This is a genomic window from Paenibacillus sp. FSL H7-0940, assembly GCF_037979415.1.
In the GTDB taxonomy this organism is placed as follows: Bacteria; Bacillota; Bacilli; order Paenibacillales; family Paenibacillaceae; genus Paenibacillus; species Paenibacillus amylolyticus.
Map to the genome: position 1 here is coordinate 1,112,108 of NZ_CP150280.1, position 20,543 is coordinate 1,132,650.

Annotated in this window: 30 protein-coding genes; 28 read left to right on the forward strand and 2 right to left on the reverse strand. The window is 51.0% G+C overall.

Annotated elements, in window-relative coordinates; translation table 11 throughout:
- Positions 1-161 precede the first annotated feature (161 nt).
- The 13 genes from MHB71_RS04750 to MHB71_RS04810 all read left to right on the forward strand — a co-directional run bounded on the left by MHB71_RS04750 (position 162) and on the right by MHB71_RS04810 (position 7,059).
- Positions 162-347 (forward strand): hypothetical protein, encoded by a 186-nt coding sequence (locus MHB71_RS04750; protein ID WP_340028927.1) that lies wholly within the window; start codon positions 162-164, stop codon positions 345-347.
- Positions 348-368: 21 nt separating this feature from the next.
- Positions 369-719, forward strand: coding sequence for a hypothetical protein (locus MHB71_RS04755; RefSeq protein WP_340028928.1), 351 nt, complete (start codon positions 369-371; stop codon positions 717-719).
- Between the two features lie 123 nt (positions 720-842).
- A complete protein-coding gene (locus tag MHB71_RS04760; RefSeq protein WP_340028929.1) occupies positions 843-1,193 on the forward strand; it encodes a hypothetical protein in 351 nt (116 codons plus the stop codon).
- A gap of 75 nt (positions 1,194-1,268) precedes the next feature.
- Positions 1,269-1,463, forward strand: a complete 195-nt coding sequence (locus tag MHB71_RS04765) for a hypothetical protein (protein WP_340028930.1) — start codon at positions 1,269-1,271, stop codon at positions 1,461-1,463.
- A gap of 2 nt (positions 1,464-1,465) precedes the next feature.
- Positions 1,466-1,711, forward strand: a complete 246-nt coding sequence (locus tag MHB71_RS04770; protein ID WP_340028931.1) for a hypothetical protein — start codon at positions 1,466-1,468, stop codon at positions 1,709-1,711.
- Positions 1,711-1,959 (forward strand): hypothetical protein, encoded by a 249-nt coding sequence (locus MHB71_RS04775; protein WP_340028932.1) that lies wholly within the window; start codon positions 1,711-1,713, stop codon positions 1,957-1,959. Before MHB71_RS04770 ends, MHB71_RS04775 begins: the two co-directional genes overlap by 1 nt.
- Positions 1,956-2,357, forward strand: coding sequence for a hypothetical protein (locus MHB71_RS04780; RefSeq protein WP_340028933.1), 402 nt, complete (start codon positions 1,956-1,958; stop codon positions 2,355-2,357). Before MHB71_RS04775 ends, MHB71_RS04780 begins: the two co-directional genes overlap by 4 nt.
- On the forward strand, positions 2,354-2,521 hold the full coding sequence (locus MHB71_RS04785) for a hypothetical protein (protein WP_340028934.1): 168 nt from the start codon (positions 2,354-2,356) through the stop codon (positions 2,519-2,521). Before MHB71_RS04780 ends, MHB71_RS04785 begins: the two co-directional genes overlap by 4 nt.
- A gap of 87 nt (positions 2,522-2,608) precedes the next feature.
- Positions 2,609-2,983 (forward strand): hypothetical protein, encoded by a 375-nt coding sequence (locus MHB71_RS04790; RefSeq protein ID WP_340028935.1) that lies wholly within the window; start codon positions 2,609-2,611, stop codon positions 2,981-2,983.
- Positions 2,984-3,412: 429 nt separating this feature from the next.
- Positions 3,413-4,021: a hypothetical protein gene (locus tag MHB71_RS04795; RefSeq protein ID WP_340028936.1), complete on the forward strand. Its 609-nt coding sequence runs from the start codon at positions 3,413-3,415 to the stop codon at positions 4,019-4,021.
- Complete coding sequence (locus MHB71_RS04800) at positions 4,008-4,442, forward strand: hypothetical protein (protein ID WP_340028937.1); 435 nt, start codon at positions 4,008-4,010, stop codon at positions 4,440-4,442. The genes MHB71_RS04795 and MHB71_RS04800 overlap by 14 nt, the downstream gene beginning before the upstream one ends.
- 376 nt (positions 4,443-4,818) lie before the next feature.
- The gene (locus MHB71_RS04805) at positions 4,819-5,439 is read left to right on the forward strand and encodes a DNA replication protein (protein ID WP_340028938.1); all 621 of its coding nucleotides are present in this window, start codon (positions 4,819-4,821) and stop codon (positions 5,437-5,439) included.
- A gap of 465 nt (positions 5,440-5,904) precedes the next feature.
- On the forward strand, positions 5,905-7,059 hold the full coding sequence (locus MHB71_RS04810; RefSeq protein WP_340028939.1) for an AAA family ATPase: 1,155 nt from the start codon (positions 5,905-5,907) through the stop codon (positions 7,057-7,059).
- Positions 7,060-7,066: 7 nt separating this feature from the next.
- Here MHB71_RS04810 and MHB71_RS04815 read toward each other — a convergent pair whose 3' ends face one another.
- A complete protein-coding gene (locus MHB71_RS04815) occupies positions 7,067-7,279 on the reverse strand; it encodes a helix-turn-helix transcriptional regulator (RefSeq protein WP_340028940.1) in 213 nt (70 codons plus the stop codon).
- 403 nt (positions 7,280-7,682) lie between these two features.
- On the opposite strand from MHB71_RS04815, the gene MHB71_RS04820 reads away from it, so the two are divergent.
- Positions 7,683-8,393, forward strand: coding sequence for a toprim domain-containing protein (locus MHB71_RS04820; protein WP_340028941.1), 711 nt, complete (start codon positions 7,683-7,685; stop codon positions 8,391-8,393).
- A 47-nt stretch (positions 8,394-8,440) separates the two neighbouring features.
- Here the strand turns inward: MHB71_RS04820 and MHB71_RS04825 are convergent, their stop codons facing one another.
- Positions 8,441-8,749 carry a helix-turn-helix transcriptional regulator gene (locus tag MHB71_RS04825; protein WP_340028942.1) on the reverse strand — a complete coding sequence of 103 codons (309 nt, stop codon included), beginning with the start codon at positions 8,747-8,749 and terminating at the stop codon, positions 8,441-8,443.
- Positions 8,750-8,811: 62 nt separating this feature from the next.
- Here MHB71_RS04825 and MHB71_RS04830 point away from each other — a divergent pair, with 62 nt between their 5' ends.
- The 14 genes from MHB71_RS04830 to MHB71_RS04895 all read left to right on the forward strand — a co-directional run bounded on the left by MHB71_RS04830 (position 8,812) and on the right by MHB71_RS04895 (position 20,541).
- A complete protein-coding gene (locus tag MHB71_RS04830) occupies positions 8,812-9,480 on the forward strand; it encodes a hypothetical protein (RefSeq protein WP_340028943.1) in 669 nt (222 codons plus the stop codon).
- Between the two features lie 393 nt (positions 9,481-9,873).
- Complete coding sequence (locus tag MHB71_RS04835; RefSeq protein WP_340028944.1) at positions 9,874-10,446, forward strand: hypothetical protein; 573 nt, start codon at positions 9,874-9,876, stop codon at positions 10,444-10,446.
- A gap of 345 nt (positions 10,447-10,791) precedes the next feature.
- Positions 10,792-11,583, forward strand: a complete 792-nt coding sequence (locus MHB71_RS04840; RefSeq protein ID WP_340028945.1) for a hypothetical protein — start codon at positions 10,792-10,794, stop codon at positions 11,581-11,583.
- 23 nt (positions 11,584-11,606) lie between these two features.
- On the forward strand, positions 11,607-11,858 hold the full coding sequence (locus MHB71_RS04845) for a hypothetical protein (protein WP_340028946.1): 252 nt from the start codon (positions 11,607-11,609) through the stop codon (positions 11,856-11,858).
- A complete protein-coding gene (locus MHB71_RS04850) occupies positions 11,851-12,273 on the forward strand; it encodes a hypothetical protein (protein ID WP_340028947.1) in 423 nt (140 codons plus the stop codon). The genes MHB71_RS04845 and MHB71_RS04850 overlap by 8 nt, the downstream gene beginning before the upstream one ends.
- Complete coding sequence (locus MHB71_RS04855; protein ID WP_340028948.1) at positions 12,273-12,917, forward strand: GIY-YIG nuclease family protein; 645 nt, start codon at positions 12,273-12,275, stop codon at positions 12,915-12,917. The genes MHB71_RS04850 and MHB71_RS04855 overlap by 1 nt, the downstream gene beginning before the upstream one ends.
- Before the next feature lie 65 nt (positions 12,918-12,982).
- A complete protein-coding gene (locus MHB71_RS04860) occupies positions 12,983-14,455 on the forward strand; it encodes a hypothetical protein (RefSeq protein ID WP_340028949.1) in 1,473 nt (490 codons plus the stop codon).
- 103 nt (positions 14,456-14,558) lie between these two features.
- Positions 14,559-16,754, forward strand: a complete 2,196-nt coding sequence (locus MHB71_RS04865; RefSeq protein ID WP_340028950.1) for a DNA polymerase — start codon at positions 14,559-14,561, stop codon at positions 16,752-16,754.
- The gene (locus MHB71_RS04870; RefSeq protein WP_340028951.1) at positions 16,755-17,654 is read left to right on the forward strand and encodes an RNA ligase family protein; all 900 of its coding nucleotides are present in this window, start codon (positions 16,755-16,757) and stop codon (positions 17,652-17,654) included. It begins immediately after the preceding gene.
- Positions 17,655-18,299, forward strand: a complete 645-nt coding sequence (locus MHB71_RS04875; RefSeq protein WP_340028952.1) for a 3'-5' exonuclease — start codon at positions 17,655-17,657, stop codon at positions 18,297-18,299.
- A complete protein-coding gene (locus tag MHB71_RS04880; protein ID WP_340028953.1) occupies positions 18,300-18,617 on the forward strand; it encodes a hypothetical protein in 318 nt (105 codons plus the stop codon).
- 721 nt (positions 18,618-19,338) lie between these two features.
- Complete coding sequence (locus tag MHB71_RS04885) at positions 19,339-19,698, forward strand: hypothetical protein (protein WP_340028954.1); 360 nt, start codon at positions 19,339-19,341, stop codon at positions 19,696-19,698.
- 2 nt (positions 19,699-19,700) lie between these two features.
- Entirely contained in the window at positions 19,701-20,018 is a 318-nt protein-coding gene (locus MHB71_RS04890) for a hypothetical protein (protein ID WP_340028955.1), read from the forward strand.
- 19 nt (positions 20,019-20,037) lie between these two features.
- A complete protein-coding gene (locus tag MHB71_RS04895; protein ID WP_340028956.1) occupies positions 20,038-20,541 on the forward strand; it encodes a crossover junction endodeoxyribonuclease RuvC in 504 nt (167 codons plus the stop codon).
- Positions 20,542-20,543 lie beyond the last annotated feature (2 nt).

A 20,543-nucleotide genomic window follows, 5' to 3' on the forward strand; every position in this document is an offset into this window, starting at 1 on the left:
CGCTCAGTTGATTTTGCTTCGCAAACTAAACCTCGCGGGACGAATTAGATTAGCATATCTATCCGCGCGGTAAATGATTCGGAGTCAAAGGCGACGGTAAGTATGAACGAAGTGAATCGCGAGCATATACGCACCTACAAAAGAAACGGAGGAACTACGCTATGAAAGACGCAGATAAAGCGTTCGACGACGCGTTAATGGCCGAATTAATCTCGGAAGTTCTGCGCGAAGATGGATACGTTGTTAACGAGTTTGTCGGTAAGTATCACCGGACGTCCTGGGACCGCGCATTCTTCGTAACTTCGCCAAGCGGTCGCAAGTACGTATTAAAGTTCAACGAAAATTAATCCGCTAAGGAGGCGTTATAAATGTCAAACCGCAAACTCACGAAATTTCCCGTCATTGCCGAAGACGGCACGGAGTATCGCGTTAAGATAAACGAATGGCCGGGCGATTGGGCTCCGGATTACGTAGTCTGCCGCTTGTACGTTCCGCGCAAATGGTTCGGTTATCGCAGGGTGTTCGGACTCCACTACAGCACAGGCGACGGAGTTTATGACGCAATTAATCCAGACTTTATCGCAATAGCCCGCCGAGTATACGCGGATTGGCTAAGCGCAATCGACGTTAAGCTTGCGAACAATCGCGCCGCCGTGGCACAAGCACAACGCAAGTCCGCCGCCATCGACGCATTCCAATCGTGGGACGGCCGTTTATGATGCGCCCAGACCGCAGACTCAACGCAACCATCGCCGCCTACGTCCTCGGAATTACCGTAATAATCGCGTGGATTTACGTCGATTACGCATCGCTCGTCACAAATATACCGGAGGTGTTTCCACATGTTAAACAACGTTAAAATCACGCAAAACTACGCACTCAAAACGGACGACCGCAACTTCGTCGTTATGCAGCGCAAGATCGTCGATCCAACGAAGGCGCCCGGTTACAAAGCGGTTGAAGGCGCCGAACCACCCGCGCTAAAAGAACGGTGGGACGAAATCGCATATTATCCGCTGACTACCGCCGGCCTGACCGCGCTGATCGATAGCGTTAGACTTCGTGAGGCAACGGATTCCGAGATCAGCAGTCTAGCGGACCTGGCGTACGTAATCAACGAAACGACGACGGAGATTATCGCGGCTGTTAACGCTGGATTATCGCCTGAGTTTAGCGTGAAGATGGGCGCGTAAGGACGGGCGGAGGGTATTCGGTAGGGTACGGAGGAAAGGCGCTAATAACACGGTTAAATTACGGGAGGGATTCGTATGTCAAAAATCAACCAAGTGCTTGCGAGCATGCAACGGAGTATCAGCGAACAGAACAACGCTAAGATTGACGTTTATTACACGGAAGGTAAGGGCGCGCTGTTCGTTCCAAGTGGCGCAGCACTCTCGCCTGAAAACGTGATGCTTGCGGTAGACGAAACGCAACTACGATTCATGTCGATGGGAGTTGCTTAGATATGAATGATTACCGCGGCAAGATCGTAATCGTAGACGGACGTAAGATGTTCAGATGCATCGGGCAGGACTTCTTCTCACAGAAGCTTTACCTGCGGTTGCCAAAAGAGCTTGAGCACTTGGACTGCGACCAGTGTACTGAGCCGACGTTTGAGATCGGCGCACATCGTTGTGAAATAGTCGACGAAGAAGATATCGCAAAGAGCGTAATCGATATCATAATGGCACACGAAGGAGGCGCGGAATAATGGAAGACGCAGCAAAAGCTCAACGCGATTTAACGGAGATTCATGCAGAACTAACTCGCCGGCATTACGAAGGTTGCGACGAGGTCCCGATTACCATCGCTATTCAAATCGTAAAGGCGGCCGCAAACCTCGCGGAACAGTTGGCAAAGGAACGTGCGCATAACGCAGTGGTTAACGATACGCTTGACCGGGCGCTCGGAAAACTCGGAAATGCACAAAGATTAATGAGCGAGGAGTGGGGCCGATGAAGAAAGCGGAATTACTTGCGGAACAGGAACGATTGCTCAAACGCGCAAATGAACTCGCGCAGCTACATTGGGGCGTGGATTACACGGGAACGCTGCGGCTACAAACGCGGAAATGGGCACGCAAGGAGGCGGCTTTTGCGTATATGACGGACGGCTCTGTGCAGGAAATTCGGATGTCAGCGCCAACAAATGCGAGGCTAACTCCGGAAGAAGTTGAGGCCAATTTGTTACACGAACTCGTTCACTGGCGTCTATGGTCGTTAGGTATCCCGTGTGGAGACGAAGAACGGGAGTTTGTAGCGGAAGCGATACGCGTAGGAGCTTCGATTTCGCATGCGAAGAGAGCGCGCGAAGCTTACGAAAGATACTTAGAAGAAGCGGGAGTGATCGCGGTATGACGCAGGTCTATCGGAACGAAACATTATTCGCAGACGATGGCGGCCTTAACGTTATCGCGGACAGAGACTTTCGCGTCTTTATCGGAGGTAACTACGCAATTGGCGGGCATATGTACCGTGTGGTCGCGATCGTAAACGGCCGCGTAATGATTCGCAGTATTTAACGGGAGGATTAACGGAAATGAATAACGCACCAACATTCGAAACGATCGACGATATCATCGAATATTATCGCAAACAAAACGGAGGAGATGACGCGAATGAGTAACGTAGCGAAAGGGCCTGCGCCAGAGAGGCCGACTATTCCCGCAGAGGTTGCGGACATTATCGAGGCGATGCGTAAAATCCCGTACTGTAATAATCGCGACATTACCAACGCGTACGATGGCGATCCTGGGCGCAGGGAAAAATTACGCGCCATACCGTTTGATACGTTGCTGGCCGCGCTGGTTAATGGGTATGAGCGGGAGTTGTCGGAGGAGGAACGAACACACGACGCGATTAAACGGGAATGGATCAATCGGGACAGTCGCCGCCAGCGTAACGCGTATTGCGATGGATTCGCGGACGGAATCGAGTTCGTGCTCGGCGAGACTAGCATACTAATCGAAGGAGTGAACGCTTGATGCGGGCGGGAAATTACGGGAAATAATAAGGGACTCCGAGGGAAAATTTATAACTATACACTAAAAGGAACTTTTAACAAAACCCGAAAATAGTCCGAATATTTAAAACACAAGAGCACTGATCCTGTAAATATCTCTCGAATACTCGCTGGCTCGCTTCCTGGCTCGTTCGCGTCTAATTCCAAACAATGGTACCTTAGGAATACGAAATATACCAAAGCGGTGAAAATAAGAGAAATAACGAGTAATTTTAAGAGAAATGGACCATTTCAGTAAAAAGTCAATATTAACGGAGAAATTGACTCGCTGAGAGCCGTACTCTCCGTTTGCCTGAGGTGTGTTTGGCGTAATCTTTACGGTCTGAGAAATCGCCGAATATGCGGTTTGAAGGAAACGTAGGACTAACATATAATCGGAGGTGTCAACGAGATGACAACGGAAACTAAACGGGATTTGCAGGCGGATCTTGCGCTGTGTGAGGCGGCGGCAAACGCATCGCCCGGCAAGTGGTTCGTTATGCACGGTAAGGACGTGTGCGCAGAATTTCCGCCAGGATCGGGAGAACTCGACAATATCGCGAATAGCTATACGGTAGGCATTCCGGAATATATCGCAGAATCACGCGAAGGTTGGCCGATTGCATTGCGTAGGGCGATCGCTGCTGAGGCGGAGGTTGAACGACTGCACGAATCAGAACGCTGGCTCAAGGCGCTTGTGGCCGCGTTGGATGATGGCAGGATCGCAAAAACTCGACTGTCAAGCGGAACGGATTATGTGGTTCTTAGTGCACGCATGCATGTCCAAAACCTTGACTCGCCAGATACGCGGTCCGAAACAGTCACAACCGACACGGAAGTTGAGCGGCTTCGTGAAATACTTAGCGGTATCTTCGCTAAAGCACAGAATGATGTCGCGCGTTGGGACGGTGGAATGTGCGTAGGTACTCCCGTATTTCAGGATCGACCGTACACAAGGAGATTAGTCGATGAAATCCGCCCAGTTCTATTCCCGGAGGTGACCGCCGATGCCTCGCGCTAAGAAGCCTCCTAAACCGAAGATTACCGCAGACCAGCGCAAGGACTGGCGCAATCTCCCGCTCGAACACTGGAACGTACTCACACTGCAGCAGATGTTCGTCGACTTGAACCGTGATCATTACGGAGTCACCGTGTACATTCCGATGCGCGGCTACGGATTTGAACAAGGCGTTCTCAAACGCGCACTCACCGATTATGGTCCGGAAGCCCTACGCGAAACGATTACGCGAGCTTTCCGCGAATATAAGCCGACGCTGCAGTATCCGCAATTGACGGCGGGATTCATGGTTTCGTTTATGCTATCTCGGATCATGCCGCAAGTGCTGGCGGAACAGGCGAGAGTGGAGAAACAGGCGGAGTATTGCGGTGATAGTGCGGATAACAACGTATTGACTGACGATGAGATTATCGATTTATTTTAGTAACGTTTAACTCGCGTCGGATATGCACAAGTAATAAAAGGAGGAACGCGTATGACCATACTCGAAGCAGCGCAAGCCAGCGCGCAAGGCATCACCGTAGTATCAAACACAGGCCGACGCTATACTCCGGATCAGCTCGTGGTAACGTGGGTTGGCGCTCACTACGCGTCGATGAGTAACGCCGGCATGACGGAGGCCGAGCGGAAAGGAGCGTGGGATATTGTCCAACGCTAAAAACTGCATACTAGCGCAGCACTGTTCGTTAGCCGACTCCGCGCAATGTACGAAGCTATGTCCGAGCTATATTGCAACGCATGGGCTAAACGGCGCAGGAGGACGTGTAGGCGCGGCAAACCTACCATCTGAATACGAAGGGGTGACGTTGACCAACTCGCCAGCACGGGAGGAACAGGCGGCCACCTATCGCATATTAAACAGTTACGTTCCGACATTTGCGCGACAGTTCGAAGAGAGGCCGGAGAAGCCAATCAAATCGCTGTACTTTTATAGCGACAGTCCCGGCACAGGTAAGACTACGACAGCCGCCGCGGTACTCACGGAATATATTACGCGACATTATATCGGATCAATCCAGCGTAACAGGCAAGCGTTGGATCGACCGGCGTATTTTCTCGATGTAAACGCGTGGCAGACGTTGTATAACAAGTTCAATCGTCCGATGGTACCGGCTGACGTTGCGGAGCCAGCCGCACGCCAATATTACGCATGGATGGCGGCGGCAGAGGTAGCACCCTTTGCGGTCCTTGATGATATTGGCGTGCGGGATATGACGGAGGGATTTCGCGGAGACCTACACACGATTATCAACCACCGCGTGACCAACGGAATGGTGACAGCGTATACGAGTAATATTCCACAGCGCGACTTAAATTCGGTGTTTCGCGAAATGAAACCGAGATTATTAGACCGGATGCGGGATCTTTGTATCGAGCGCGAGTTTGTCGGAATTAGTCATCGCGGATTAAAAAGAGCGTAAAAACGTAAAACGGAGAAAACGGGAGCATTCGGGAGGTGACTTAAAACTGCGCTGAGACATTCGACTTTTTGTTCGACAAAATGCGACTTGACAGCGATGTTAAAATTCACATTTACACTCGTTTATTTCCTAAATTCGTCCAGTTAATTACGTAAATTTACATTGGTGTCGAAATGGTACTACATTGTCAAGGGGTAAAATTGTCCTAATACGGGGTTTGACCGTATGTACCCATACAGTGTACAACAGGAGGTGTAAGGAATTATGGCAGTTACAGGTCAGCAGTTATTATCAAAAATAATAGACGAAGGCTCAACGCAGGCCCTCGCTAAGTATAACGTTAAGCGGTCGGACTTCCCGACGCCAGGCGAACGTGAGGCTTACGACTTCATCGTTAAATATGCGGCGGAGAACGGAGGCGCAACGCCTTCATACGCAACTTTCGCCGACAATGTGCGTAAGGTTATGTACCTTCCGGAGGTTACGGACTCATTCGAATACTTGGCGGGAGAATTAAAAGACGCGTCAGGCAAGCGCGACTTCGCGGAATATATTAACAGCCCAGCGTTCGAGCAGTCTTACGAGACATTGCCGACGGAAGCGTTCATTAATAGCTTGACCGATCGCTTGGCGCGGATTAAAATGGAAACACGAACGGGTGTTCTTGAAAAGGTGGGAAATTCCTTTTCTGACCTGGCAGTCATGTTCGGACATGAATACGAACAACGGAAGCTCGGAAAGTCGTTTAAACTATGGCGCACACCATTCGAATCCCTTAACGAAGAGATAGGCGGTCTATACTCCGGAGACGTTTACGGAATAATGGCCGAGTCAGGACGCGGTAAAACGTACTTATCTGCGGCAATAATTGACGCATTATTACGGCAAGGAGCGAACGTACTCGTCAAGTCCTACGAGGTTAAGTGGTATTCATGGATGGCGCGTCTTCTCTCGATAGCAACCGCACATGAAGAAGTGCTCACGGATGAGCGCGGAGTAAAGGTAGGCGTCCCGAACAAAGGGTTGCTGTCCGGCGCACTAGACGGAGATATCGAATCGTACGTACTTGAGTTCGCAACAAAAATTAACGATTACTATCCGGGCAACCTGATTCTGCAGGCGAAGGGAGACGGTGAGTTAACGCGAACACTCGACGAGTTGGATCGCGAGCTTACGGAACATCCGGAGATTGACGTAGTGGTCATCGATCCATTTTACGGACTGGCTGACGTATACGGACAAAACTCGAATAAGACCACGGGTGGAGCTGCGGAACAAGCGGCGCGTAGACTTGAGGCGATAATCGGCGCGCATGATGTGGTCGGAATCTATACGATACAAGCGAATACCGAAAAGCAGGAAACGGAGGACGGAGCAGTCCGCGAGATAAAACTGCCGAAGCGCGATCAGGTAAAAACGACGAAAGCGGTATTGGAAATCGCGACTAACCTATTCGTATTCGATGCGGTGAACGGTTTAGGGAAGATAGGTATCGAGAAGGGACGTAACGGAGGAGAAGGTATTGTGATCGAGTTGCTGGCGCTAATGGACTACGGAGTTCTACGCGAACCAGACAAGCGAACACAGGCGGGCCAGTTTGCGAGCGTGAGCGGTTTTTGATTACCTCTTATGCTTCGCGTCCGTATAGGAAGTCAATTGACACGTTGAAGTAGTCCGCGACTACCGGGATTAGACCGATAGGAAACTTACGGGTTCCCGAAAGATAGTTGTTGAGGCTCTGCGGTGTAATGCCGAGCGCGGCGGAAAGTTCCTTTTGTTCTACGTTGTTCTGTTCAATAAGATGGCGGACATTTCGGGCAACAATCTCTTCGTAACTCATGTAAACTTCTCCTTGACTCTTCACGAAACGTGTATTAGGATGAGGATACACGAAACGTGAATCGGTATTTTTATCCACTATATCACGTTTTGTATATCGGAGCAACCGAAAGGAGGACAAATATATCAGCAATGTTATAAACGTTGACATGTTCCTTGCCGCACTCGATACGCATGACTGGCGCAACGTACAACCGAATACTCGCGGCCGCCTCAACGCATCATCACCGTTCGGTCTCCGCGATGATAAGACGCCTTCTTTCAGCGTAATTATCGATCCGGACTCAGCCGACTTCGGTTGCTGGCGTGATTCAGGCGCTAATAATCCGGACTTTGCTCGTGGCGGTCCCGTTAAGCTCTACGCGTTCTTACGGAACATCACGTACGAAGAGGCGCGGGAGGAATTGGTAAGCGGTGATGTAACGGAGGACGGTCCGCCTAAACTCCGGATCAAACTCGTACCGCCCGGTCCGCCGCCAAAGCCGCAGCCGATCGATGTGAGCGCGTATAAGACCGTATCCGTTCCGTATCTAACTGGACGCGGAATTGATCCGGAAGTACAGCGCGATTTCGATTGCGGTTATGATACGGCTAAGAATGCGGTAGTAATGCCGTGGCACGCGCCGGACGGTACAGTAATCAACGCGAAATGGCGGGCAACGTGGAGCAAGGCGTTTTGGTACGCTAAGGGAGGCGCGCCTGTCCGTAACATGATATACGGAATACACCTCGTTTATAAACGGAGAATTGGGCGCGTAGTTATCGCTGAATCCGAGACCGACGCGTTATATCTGTGGAGTTGCGGAATACCCGCGATAGCCGTCGGCGGATCTACGTTTACGGATGACCAGGCGGAAATGCTGCGGATGTCTCCGGTGACGGCGCTTGTGATCGGGACGGATAACGATGCGGCCGGCGAGAAGCTGCGAGAAGAGGTTGCGGATAAGATGCGCGGTTACTGCGAGTTATATGACGCGAGGTGGCCGGATGGTACGAAAGATGCGAACGAGGTAGGCGATGAGATGGCGGTACAGAATACGGTTGCACACGCTGTTAGAAGAAATATTTTCATAATGGCGCAACATAGTATCGACACATATCGTCATATCATGTAATATTAGGCAGTACACAAACTTGTGTACTATTCGTCGGTACAAGCGAACTAATCGCTTGTAGCCTCTTCGGGAGATGGCAGTGCTTTAGACGGTACTTTATTCATCTCGTACAGTTCATAAGGGGAGTCTAGGTGAAGTGCTTCCGCAATGGTGCGAAGGGCCTCTAACCCCATTACACCTACAATATGCTGGCGGTTAATCCAGTTGTTGATTTGTTGCTTACTATACCCAGTAAGTTCAGCCAAATTTACTTGCGACATCCTCTTGGACTTAAGTATCTCCCGAAGTCGGCATTTACCGACTTCGTACATAAAACCCTCCAACATAAAATAAAGAGTTAAAAATTCTAAAAACATGCCCGACAATTAAAGCGGTCGGCACTATATAAGTATAACACGACAAGGAGTGACTAAATGAAATGAAATTCGAAAAACTAAATAGCCTGGCGGCGGTACATAGATATCGCCCAACAGAGTTCACTTTTAGTGATGTTTATGCCGAGGCATCCCAGTTATTGCTTAAGACCCACATCCATATGATACTTAAGATCAGAGGTGTGACTTTGCACGACGCGCAGGAAACGTTCCACGATGCACTACTGGCTGCGTTTGATCGTCGTAAAGAAGAAGGTTTCGGGGAAGCGTTGTCCGCCTTACTTAAATTAAAAAGGATGGAACGACACAGAAGCACAGTAAGGAGAAACGAGAGATTTAAACTTACGCTGGATGCGTCAATTGAGCATGAGGACGGAACGTTTACGCCAATGAACGAGCCGGTCGATGAGGTACTGACAGAAGACGAAGCTCTTAAAACAAAAGATGCCCAGAAGCGCCAACTCCTGGACATCCTCGCGGATCGCGCCAACGATCCAGTAGCGAAAAAGATCGCCACACACATGGTTGAATTAACAGGTTCGAAACAGTTCTTAACTGACACAGCTCTCGCCAAAGAGCTAAACATGTGCCACAAAACTGTAGGCAGAAAGCTCTCTTTATTAGCTCGACAGTACAGACCGGAAAAGGACGGAGATATCCGAGACTACTTCCCGATCGGAATCCGAGTAAAAAAGGAATTCATTTCCGCGTAACCCGTTTGAGCACGGTCGGAGTTTCAGGCAAGAAGCCCGACCTTTGCTCAAAAAGAGTATATCACACTTTCTTAACAATTAAACAATGCCGTTTCAATATGTATGTTGTAAATCTTTGGTAACGCGCTTAACTCACAATTAGCATGTTACCACGGTTGATAACGCTTGTCAACGCTATCTAACTATATTATACCCGGAGGTGGCCGCCTTGAAACGCGCCCTTGCTAATAAATTACGTTCATCTAACAACGAAGTTTCACGTTTTCTTAATATTTCTCTCCCACAGTCCCGCCGTTACCCTGACGTATGCTACAACGGAGGCGTGCGCGAATATGAAGACGCCGCCGATTACGTTGATGTCCGCGCAGTTATGAGAGGCAGGGTGATTGCGTAATGGCCGTCGTACACGATATTGATCCGAAGGCTGGAACGCATTTCGTCGGCAAGATATTCGTTAAGCCCCACGCTTGTGACCGCGCGGTTGAACATTTCGGTGTTGAGCGCAGCAGAGCGCCAATGTACGTCATGGATATTTTGCGCAAGGCGTCGCTAGTATCTAATCACGTAGTCGACGAAGAAGGCAATCCGGGCCGCATGTTCTCGTATCGCAGCACGACGCTCATCGTTCACCCAACGGAAGATACCGTAATCACACTGTACCCGCAGCATCAAGCGCATGAATCCGTACGCAATCCCATTGAGCGCATTATTCTCCGCGCAGTGAAGGCGGCTGAGCGCAAGGAGAAACGCGAGGTCAAGCGACTCAACGTACAGAAGGCGGAGCTTATGTTAGAACGCGCTCAGGTCGAGTTGCGACGCGTTAAATCCGAGTCGTCCCGCATCGTTGCCGAGATGACTGCGCGGATAAACGAAATTGACTCCGAATTGAAGGCGCTGGAGCGCGAGATTTTACTGGTACAACGCGAGAAAACGAACATTATGAAGAGCGTAGCGGCTTACGTTTAAACCGTGTCATTACCTATTAAATGGCGTATCAAGTCGGCCCTGCGTCGGCTGCGCGGTATTAACTAGAGACGTAGAAATTTCGCACATATCCGGTTAGTGCCGTGCAGCGGGCGTGGGACCCGTGGAACAGGAGCGGACAATGATCCGCTTAACACAGGCGAAGAGTAAGCCGCGAACGATACGGAGTGCACAGGTATCCAGTAGCGCAATCCCCGTTCGATAATTTGCGTAGAAATACGGTCCGCGAAGGTGGCCGCGGGTTCCTCGCCGGGAGGACGTAAAATAAGACCGGATTTAGCGTAAATAGCCACCAAACCAAAATAAACCGAAAAGGATCGTGATTGAATGTCGATGTTTACGAAGGTTGGAGCAGAAGCGGCAGCAGCTGGTACAGATAACGGAGGCGCGAAGGAAAGTCCGATGACATCGTTTAAGTCCGGCAGCCTCTTCAAAGTCGGAGTCAAGTCGATCAACAACGTCGCGGAGTACTACGGATACAGCATCTTTAACAAGGTAAATACGTTCGTGCCGAAGAATCCCGCAGCTCGTAACGCCAAAGGGTTTATTACCGGAGGCCAGACGGTATGGGACAAAGCTTCCGAATTACTTTACGCAGAGGCAAACGCAGCTAAAGAGGCCGGCGCAAGTGAGGACGCGTTAAAAGTAATTACGGACGAAGCGTACTTGTACAAAGGTAAGAAACGTTATCTCCGCGCATTCTACGATCTGACTACGGGCAAGGACATCGTAGTTGATCTGTCGCCTAAACAGGAGCAGACGCTTAAATCCGTTATCGAAGACAACGTTGACGACTTGGACGTAATCACGTTCAAACTCGCCAAGAAAGGCGCAAGCACCGCGGCTGTCGTATCACTTAACGCCATCGTTAAAATGGACCGCGACTTGACGGACGAGGAGCGCGCTAACTTCGCCAAGATCGGAGACGAACCGTTTGACTTCGCGGACTTCGAAACGTGCTTGTACGTAGCTGACGAAGAGGAGCAAACGAAGAACCTCGTAATCGCGGGCTTCGATATCGGACGCCTCGGACTCTCGATCGGTGCCAGCTCTAACACCGCGCCAGCTCCATCCGATAATGACGCGCCTGAAATCGAAGACTCCGAATTACCGTTCTAATTAAACGTTAAGGAGGCGGTAACATGAACGTAGCCGGACCGGAAACACGCAAGGTAACCGTCTTAATCAACGTTTCAGACGCGAAGAGGCTTCCGCAGGTCGGCGGCCATCTCGCGAAGTTTCTTACGGCGCTCACGAAGGATCACGGACTGTTCACCGTCGAGGTCGCACTGAGCGTTGAACCTACGCAATATACGGCGTTCGGTGCTGCGGAGTTGCCTCTGGAAGAGAGCGAATTTGAAATCGTATTTACACCGGAAAGGGAGAGTGATTAATATCGCACATATATCGGAAACAGTCGGAAAGTATTCGGAGCTGGCGGCGCGTCTTGCGCTGTTAGCTAACGGATGGACCGTGCACAAGGCGGAGACGGACGAAGCGTACGACATCCTTGCGCGTGATCCATTAACGGGTGACTACGCTAAGATTCAGGTTAAAACCGTTAGGCAGCGGATGGACCGCGGCGGCGACCTCGTAGTTTATGCGCGGAAAGGGAACGGGACGACGTACGACTTATCCGAGGCCGATCTGATAATTGGCGTCTGGGCGGTCGATGGCGAAATGCCGCGCGTATTCATGTTCGAGAATAAACTTAAAGGTGAGTACTGGTGCAGAGAAGCAAAAGCATCGGAGCGTTGGGTGGAGTTACCAATGGCGCTCAACAGGCGGACGATGACGGAGGTTGCTTAATGATCACAATATATCTGATTATAAATCTAATAAACGGTAAGCAGTATATAGGGTCTACCAAAAACTACCGCACACGCATAAACAAGCACAAATACATGCTTAGGTGTGGGGATCATCGTAATCGCTATATTCAAGAGGACTACGACACTTTCGGTGAGGACTCGTTCTTATTCTCCGAGATTGAGGTATTAAATGAAGAGGGAGACCGTTTCAATCGAGAGCAATTTTGGATGGATGAAGTTAAGAGCAGAGGCACCTCTCTACTATATAACATACTTCCAGTGGCAGGTAAGGCGCGCGGAAGGGTTCACTTTGAATCAACTAAGCGTAAAATGTCCGAAACAGCCAAAGGGAGGAAACCTTCGGAAGCAACCCTTATGGCATACAAAGAGTACCGTAGGAATAACCCAGTCCCACCCGAAACTAGAGCTAAGATGGCGGCTACACACCGTTTGAGGGCTAAGAGAGGCGAAGATTCTTTACATGCGAAGCTTACTGAGGAACAGGTTATTGAAATATTGACTCGCATAAAGGCCGGTGAGCAGCAAAAGGATATCGCGTCTGAGTATGGCGTCGCAAAGTCTACACTATCGCACATCTGGAACGGAACTACATGGTCGCATATCGATCGAAGCGCTATTTAGTTATTAACGTACGATCGGGCGGAGGTCCCAACGGACAGCCCACGCGAAGGAGCACGATAAATAATATGGCGAAACTTAACGTGGTAATTCCGGCAGTAGAAGTAACAGTGGGCGACGTGACTTATCGTAAGGTTGACCGTAAGGCGCAAGCGGGCGATATCGTTAAGGCGCTTAAAAACGAGGAGGATATTACGGGTGGCGCGTTTTACGCGGTCCAAGAAGAACGCGGAAGACATACGTTCTATGACAATGAAAACGATAGCAGACCGGTTACTTTGCGGGACTGCCCAGAACTATTCGAAGTCTACGCGCCAATCTCCGAACCAGCTACGCAACCACAGACGGACACAATCACGTTCGAAGGCGCAACATGGCGCAAAGTAGACCGCGTTGTCCGCGAAGGCGATGCGATTAAGTTTACGGATGAGGACCGTTCGAGCTACTTGACCGAAGCAGAGCTGTACGTTGTAAACGAGGTTGATTTCAATAGCGATCCGCATATTACGGACGATGATGAAGACAGCTACGACGCGGGAGGAGATGACTACGAAGTCTACGAGAAGGTTGCGGGAGAGAAGGCGCAAGAGTACCGCGAGGTTAAACGGAAAGCTAACGTAGGCGAACGGATTAAGATCGTAGCAGCGGAACAGAGTGGCGGACTTTACGAAGACGGCGAAGAATACGTTGTTTCTGACGCGGATAGATGGAACAACGGACGGGCCGTTTCAGTACGCGGAGTTAATAACGCAATCTACCATCGCGAATACGTAGTACTCGAACCGGTAACAATGTCCGCGGAGCCTACGAAACCTGAACGCCTGGCCGTCGGAGATTATGCGCGTTACGTAAGAGGCGGAAGTAACGCTATGGTTACCGGAGATATCGTAGAGATTACGGAAGTTGACCGGAGCTTCGTTCCGTATCGTGTTAAACGATTGACTGACGGCAACACGGCGTGGGCACCCGTTGATAAACTAATCCGCGCAACAGACGAAGAAGTGGCGGCCGTTAAAGATCCGCGTAGTCAATTCGCGGCTGGCGATAAGGTGCGGTTGGTTAGCGGAGGAAAAGCGTGGCCTCTCACGGGATTTGAGGACGGCGAAGTTTATACCGTAAGCAATCCGATTAACTCGTACCACAAAGGAACTCGCGTCGAAATCAAGACCGGAGGACTCCGCGGATTTGCCCTACCGTCCGATATCGTTAAACTCACCGCAGCCGAAATCGCGGAGATCGAACGCAAGCAAGCGGAAGAAGCCGCCAAACGCGCTGAGGAGACGAAGTGGAACGCGATCGGGCGTAAGGTGAACGAGTATAAGCGCGGGGATATCGTTGAGATTATACGCAAACACGACTCATTCCGCGGCGTGGGTACAGTGGAGGACGGTGGCGATGACGGAAATATCGGTGTCAGAATGGCCTCGAAGGCTTACGTAGCTGGAGTCAGATACTACTCCGCATTCGAAGATTCGGGCGACACAATTACGCTTATCGTACCAGTAGAACAACGCTTCGACCGGGAGGTGGACGCCGCATAACCGCAAGCTTCACGTAAATAACGCGTAGAAAGGAGTGGCGCATATAGTACCGAAATTAACGCTAAACTTACGACCGCCTGCAGATGACGGAGCCGCCGATCGGGTGGCCGACGCGACTAAGCGGAAGAAGGCGGCGCAGGAGACGATAGAGGACGCGTGGATACGTATCCTTGCGATGAAGAACAGCGATTCGGATACCGAAAAGTTGCTTGCGGTAAAAGACGCCATGGAGACGGATGTAACAGGCAGACATCCGTCCGGCGTCGGCAAGCGGTTTAGTAAGGCGGAAGCAATGCGGATTTACACGGACCTGCGCGTAGTATTGCGGGAAAAGACGTTACGCGAAATGGTCGAGAAGACTCCGCGCAATTATTTCCTCATCACGAACGAGAAGCTGTTGGCGCGGCTGAACGAAAGGTTACGGGAAGAGACGGAAGTAGCGGTCGATACAGAGACAACGGGCGTAGATGTTTATACCGACGTAATTGTCGGTATCTCCATAACGTTGCCCTCCGTAAGTGTTCCGCCATTACGCGAAAAAGGGATGCACGTATACATTCCGGTTATGCACGATGAAGGCGAACAATTAACGCGTGATTACGTATTATCCGAATTGCGCTGGTTTCTATACGACGAGGGCATCGGCAAGGTCCTTCATAACGCGGTGTTTGATATCGCGATGTTTAGGCGACACGGCTCCGATCTTCGCGGACTTACCTGGGATACGATGGTCGCGATGCACTTGCTGAACGAAAACGAACCGTCATTCCGCTTGAAAGACCTGGCGCCGAAGTATCTCGGAGTTGAGTCGGATACATTCGCGGAGTTATTCGGAAAGACACCGTTTAACGAAATTACGCTCGACATTGCGCTGGCATATGCCGGCAAGGATACGGATTTGACGTGGCAGTTATATCAGTTCCAATACGAACACTTTACGAAGATGCCGACGGTTCTCGAATACTTCCGAACGGTTGAGGTTCCGCTACTGTACGTAATCGTCGAAATGGAGGCCAACGGATATATACTCGATTTGGACTTCGCTAAGGAATACGGAGAGCAATTAGGAGCGCGAGCAAAAGTGCTCCACGCCAAGCTCATCGAAGTGTTATCGAAACATCACGAAGGAGACGCGGAGCTTAACCTCAACTCAGGTCCGCAAATGAAAGCCGCGTTATCTAAAGTGATCGGTAAGGAACTCCCGAATATGGACGCGAAGAAGACGCTTAAGCCGATGGCGCGTGATTTCGAAGTCATTGCGGATCTCCTGGAATATCGGAAGATCACGAAGCTCAGCGGAACTTATATCGACGCGCTCCCAACGAAGCAGAATCCGACGACTAAGCGTTGGCATTCGCGGTTTAACCCGATCGGCACCGTTACAGGACGATTCAGTTCCGGGAAGGACGAAGAGGCTGCGGATTCAAATCAGTTCAACGTTCAGAACCAACCGGAGGATGCGCGGAAGATGTTCGTTGCCCCTCCGGGAAAGGTACTCGTATCCGCGGACTTTAAAGCGCAAGAGATTCGCTGTACCGCGTACTTATCCGGCGAGCCCGTCCTGATCGAAGCGTTCGAAAAAGGAATCGATCCTTACGCTAACATGGCGAGTATGTACTACAAGCGTCCGTATCACGAAGTTAATAAGCTACCAAGCGGAGAGGATACACCGGAACGTAAAGCGATGAAGGTCGTATGGCTCGCGACATTATACGGTATGAGCGACTTTTCACTCGCGGATATGCTCGGCTTGAAGAAGCCGGAAGCGACCACGTTTAAAGAAGAGCTGTTCAGCGGAATGCCGAAGCTAAGCGCGTGGCTAAAAGCGAACGAAGAGGATGTCGCCAAGTACGGATTTGTGTGGGCGGATAGACAGCAACGGAAGCGCCGACTACCTGACGGAAAACTCAAGCGGAAGGAAATCCCGTTCGGCAAGTGGAATGACGCCAAATATGAGGAGCATCGCAAGCATAACTCCCGTATTAACCGCGCGATGCGGCAGGGAACGAATGCACGCGTCCAAGGAAGCTCCGCAATCCAAACGAAGGTTACGATGATCCGCGCGCATGAAGAGTGTAAACATCGCGAAGGATGGGCGCTATGGGGGACGATCCATGACGAGCTCGTATTCGAGATTCCGGATGACTTTACGCGTGAGGATATCGCGGTTATAGAGCGGATCATGACGCAATCTTACGCATGGGGAACCGTAGCTAACGGAACGGATATCGCGATTATGAAACGGTGGGGCAAAGGCGTGACGCCGGAAGACTGGTTCAAACAAAAGGAGGCTGCGTAAATGGAACAACGCAAATATACGAGTATTGTACGGATGGGTCATCGCGATACAGTAGGCGTCGTTAAGGAAGGCGACTACATTACGGTATACGAAAAGCTGGACGGAGCTAACGCGTCGTTTTCGCTAAGTGTTGACGGAGAAGTCCTCGCGTTCTCCCGTAATACACAGCTCTCTCCAGAGAACAACCTACGCGGATTCTACGAGTTTACTCGCGGTATCAACCCTTCCGCGCTAATGCCGGACGTTATCTACTACGGAGAATGGCTCGTCAAGCACAAAGTTGACTACGGTGACAAAGCGGCAACGTTCTATCTGTTCGACGTGTACAGCACAACAGACGAGGATTACGCGCCGACTGACGTAGTTATTTCCGAAGCCGCACGCTTAGGACTCGCAATCGCACCTATCCTCTACGCGGGCCCTTACGTTTCCTACGAGCACTTGCAATCGTTTGTCGGACGTTCCTCCTACGCGGTAAACGCAGAGGGCGGCGAAGGCATCGTTGTCAAGAACGTAAATTTCCGGGATCAATACGATAAGCAAACGTTTATGAAGCTCGTAAGCGATGGATTCCGCGAGAGTCAGCCGCAGAAGCCTCCGCGTGATCCTAACGCGCCAGAAACGGTCGAGACGGCGTTCGTTAAAACGTACCTGACCGAAGCGCGCGTCGATAAGCTCTTACGCAAACTCGTAGACGAGGCGGCTATTCCGGAAGCGTTCGGACTCGATGACATGGGCGTTATCCTGCGTGAGCTTGGCGGACGCGTATACGATGACTTGCTGAAAGAGGAGGGCGCTGAATTGCCGGCAGACTACGAAGAGAAGGGCGTGCGTAAGGCGATCGGAAGAGTCCTACCGGTATTTGTACGTGAAATTATTAAAGGAGAGGTGGCTGCATAAATGAACAAAATCGTCACCGTTATTGACATCGAAACAACCGGACTCGACCCGCTCACCGATCACATTACGGAGATCGCCGCCATCCGTGCGGAAGTTGGGCCAGGCGGCTACATCCGCGAGATTGGGCGCTTCCAGACGTACGTGGCGTTGTCGTCGATAGCGGGCGAAGCTGTTGAGATTCCGGCGAAGATTACGGAATTGACCGGAATTAAGACGGAGGATTTAAGCGGTGCTCCTCGGCACTGGTTCGCGGTTGACTCGGTGCTAGACTTCGCAAGGGATTCGAATCTTGTTGCGCACAACGCCCCGTTTGACTTTGCGTTCATCGACCGCGTTTATGACGGACTTCCTTCCGGCTGGTTCGCCTGCACTCGCGCCATGTCCCGCCTAATCGATCCGGACGAGAGCGCGAGTTTAAAGGACGTATGTCCTCGTTACGGAATCGCGCTTAACGGCCACCACCGCGCTATGAATGACGTGGAGGCTACGCTACAGCTTTACGCAATCCTGCGGGAGAAGGCGGAAGTTAACGGAATCACATACCGCAATGTCGTCGTTGACAGTCCGGATCGGCCGCTGACTTATACGCCGCCTGGCGCGATTGTTCGGACGATTGAACGTAAACAAACGAAGGAGGTTGCGTAGATGGCGAAAGGTAAGATTAATATGCCGACGTGTCCGAAGTGTGGTAAAGAGTCCGGAAGTAAATGGTGCTTCCACTGTCATTGTCATACCGAATTAGTGACGCGGGATAAATGTCAAGTGTCCGGAGATTTCCGTGTTGTCGATTGGTTTTCATCGCGGTCTAGTGCGGGACTTATCGTGGAGGATACGGTATTGGGTCAACGTTACTCCCTATATATGGCGGATGTGTTTGACTTCTTCAAAGGAACGCGATTATCCAGTCGTACGCTAGAAGAAACGAATAAAGGCTCCGGCTACGGATGGAAAGTCATTAACTAGAATAGAGGAGGCGGTTTAAATTACGGATAACCAATTAATCGCAAATAGAATCGCGGAGCAATTTACGGTATTTCTGAACGAAGTCCATTCCGCGCCAGAAGTGTATGACGACGCACTCGACGCGCATATCCACAAATTGTACGCCGATACCCTCACGGACAAATCACGCAAAGTATGGCCGCCGCGAGGCATTCCGTATTTCTCCCCAAGTTCCGCCAACTCCGACGCCCGCGGCCTCTACGAAAAGATGCGCGGAGCCAAGCGTGAGTCATCCGATCGACCTGCGCACCAAGGACGTTGGGTCCGGATAGGGACGGCAATTGGCGATGTCATTCAGCGCGATATTCTATTCGCGGAGAAACATTATGCACGCCATTACGGAGAGAATCCGAGCTTTTCTTTCGACCGTAACGATCTCGGCGAGCCGGTATTCGAGGACTTCGCTAAGCGCGGCCATATCGTTAATCACGGCGGCCAGACATTCGCGTTATACGGGACTTGCGACGGAATTATGAAGGTATTCGTACCGGAGCTCGGGCGTACAATTCGCGTCGGACTCGAAATTAAATCGAAGCAGAGTACGTACGCGGCGACATCCGGCTACTCCACGAGGAACGGAGCGAAAGAGGACCACGTTAAGCAATGCGTCTGCTATTCGATTATGTACGACGTCGACTATTACGTAATCCTCTACGTTAACGCGAGTAAGAAGGCGTGGGCGATGCCTGATGCGGATATCGAAAAGTACCCGGACATTGTGGCGTTCGGCTTGCACATTACGGATGAGATGCGCGGAGAAATGCTTGATCACTTCGCCGGAATCGTTGACGCTGCGAATAAGGGCGAGCCGCCTGCGTTGGATCTCGATAAGTGGTTATTTCTGGATTATAAGCGGACGGTATCGTTGTCACTTTCGGAAGACGAGGTGGAAGCGTTAAGGCGCAAAGTAGCCGCGATTATGCGATCGAATCTACCGGACTGGAAGAAACGCGGACCGGCGGAGGCGTTAGCGGATATTGAACGGATAAGAGCAGAGGCGAAGCCGGAAGAAGCGGAGAGCCAAACGAAGGAGGCTGCGTAACTATGGGAAGATATCGTAAGAAGCCGGTAGTTGTTGACGCGTTTTGTATGGGAATCGATCCGAGGCCAGATTGGTTTACAGACAAGGTTATCGCAAATGAGATTCTGACGTACCGCGTAGGAGGAAATGACCCAACATGGCCCTTCGAATTCTCCCGCACGTATTGCGAAATCCAAACGTTAGAAGGAGTTATGCGCGGTGATTACGGAGATTACATTATCCGCGGAGTTGCCGGAGAGATTTACCCGTGTAAGCCGGAGATATTCGAAGCCACGTACGAGGAGGTGCGTAGTCCTGGCGAAGCCAAAAGCGCAGACTAAACGTTACCTCGGACTCGACTTGTCGCTATCCCCCGGCCTCGCGGTAATCGACGTGAAGGAACGCATACCAACGCTTGTTTACGCAGGCTCAGTCGCAACGGATACCAACATTAATCACGCGGCGCGCTCCGTTGTAGTCGAATCGTTTATTGCGCAGAACGTCTACGAGTACATGCCGTTCGAAATCGTACTACGCGAGGATTTTACGTCAGGCAAGAACAAGGACGCTACCCGCGCGGTGTTTAACTCGTGGACAGCCGCCGATCGCGCATTGAACGTATTTGGATACGAATCCGCGAAGTTCAAGAAGGGCGAGCATCTGACGCCAACAACCGTAAAGAAGGCGGTTGGTGGGAGTGGGCGCGCTGATAAGAAGGAAGTCGCGAACGGTGTACGCAGATTACTTCGCCTGCCAGACGACTATCCGTTTAAAGACGGTAACGACGACTCAGACGCATGTGCTGTTATTTTAACGTACCTTATCCGCGAGAACTTAATAGATACGGAAGCGGCCGCAGCATGAGC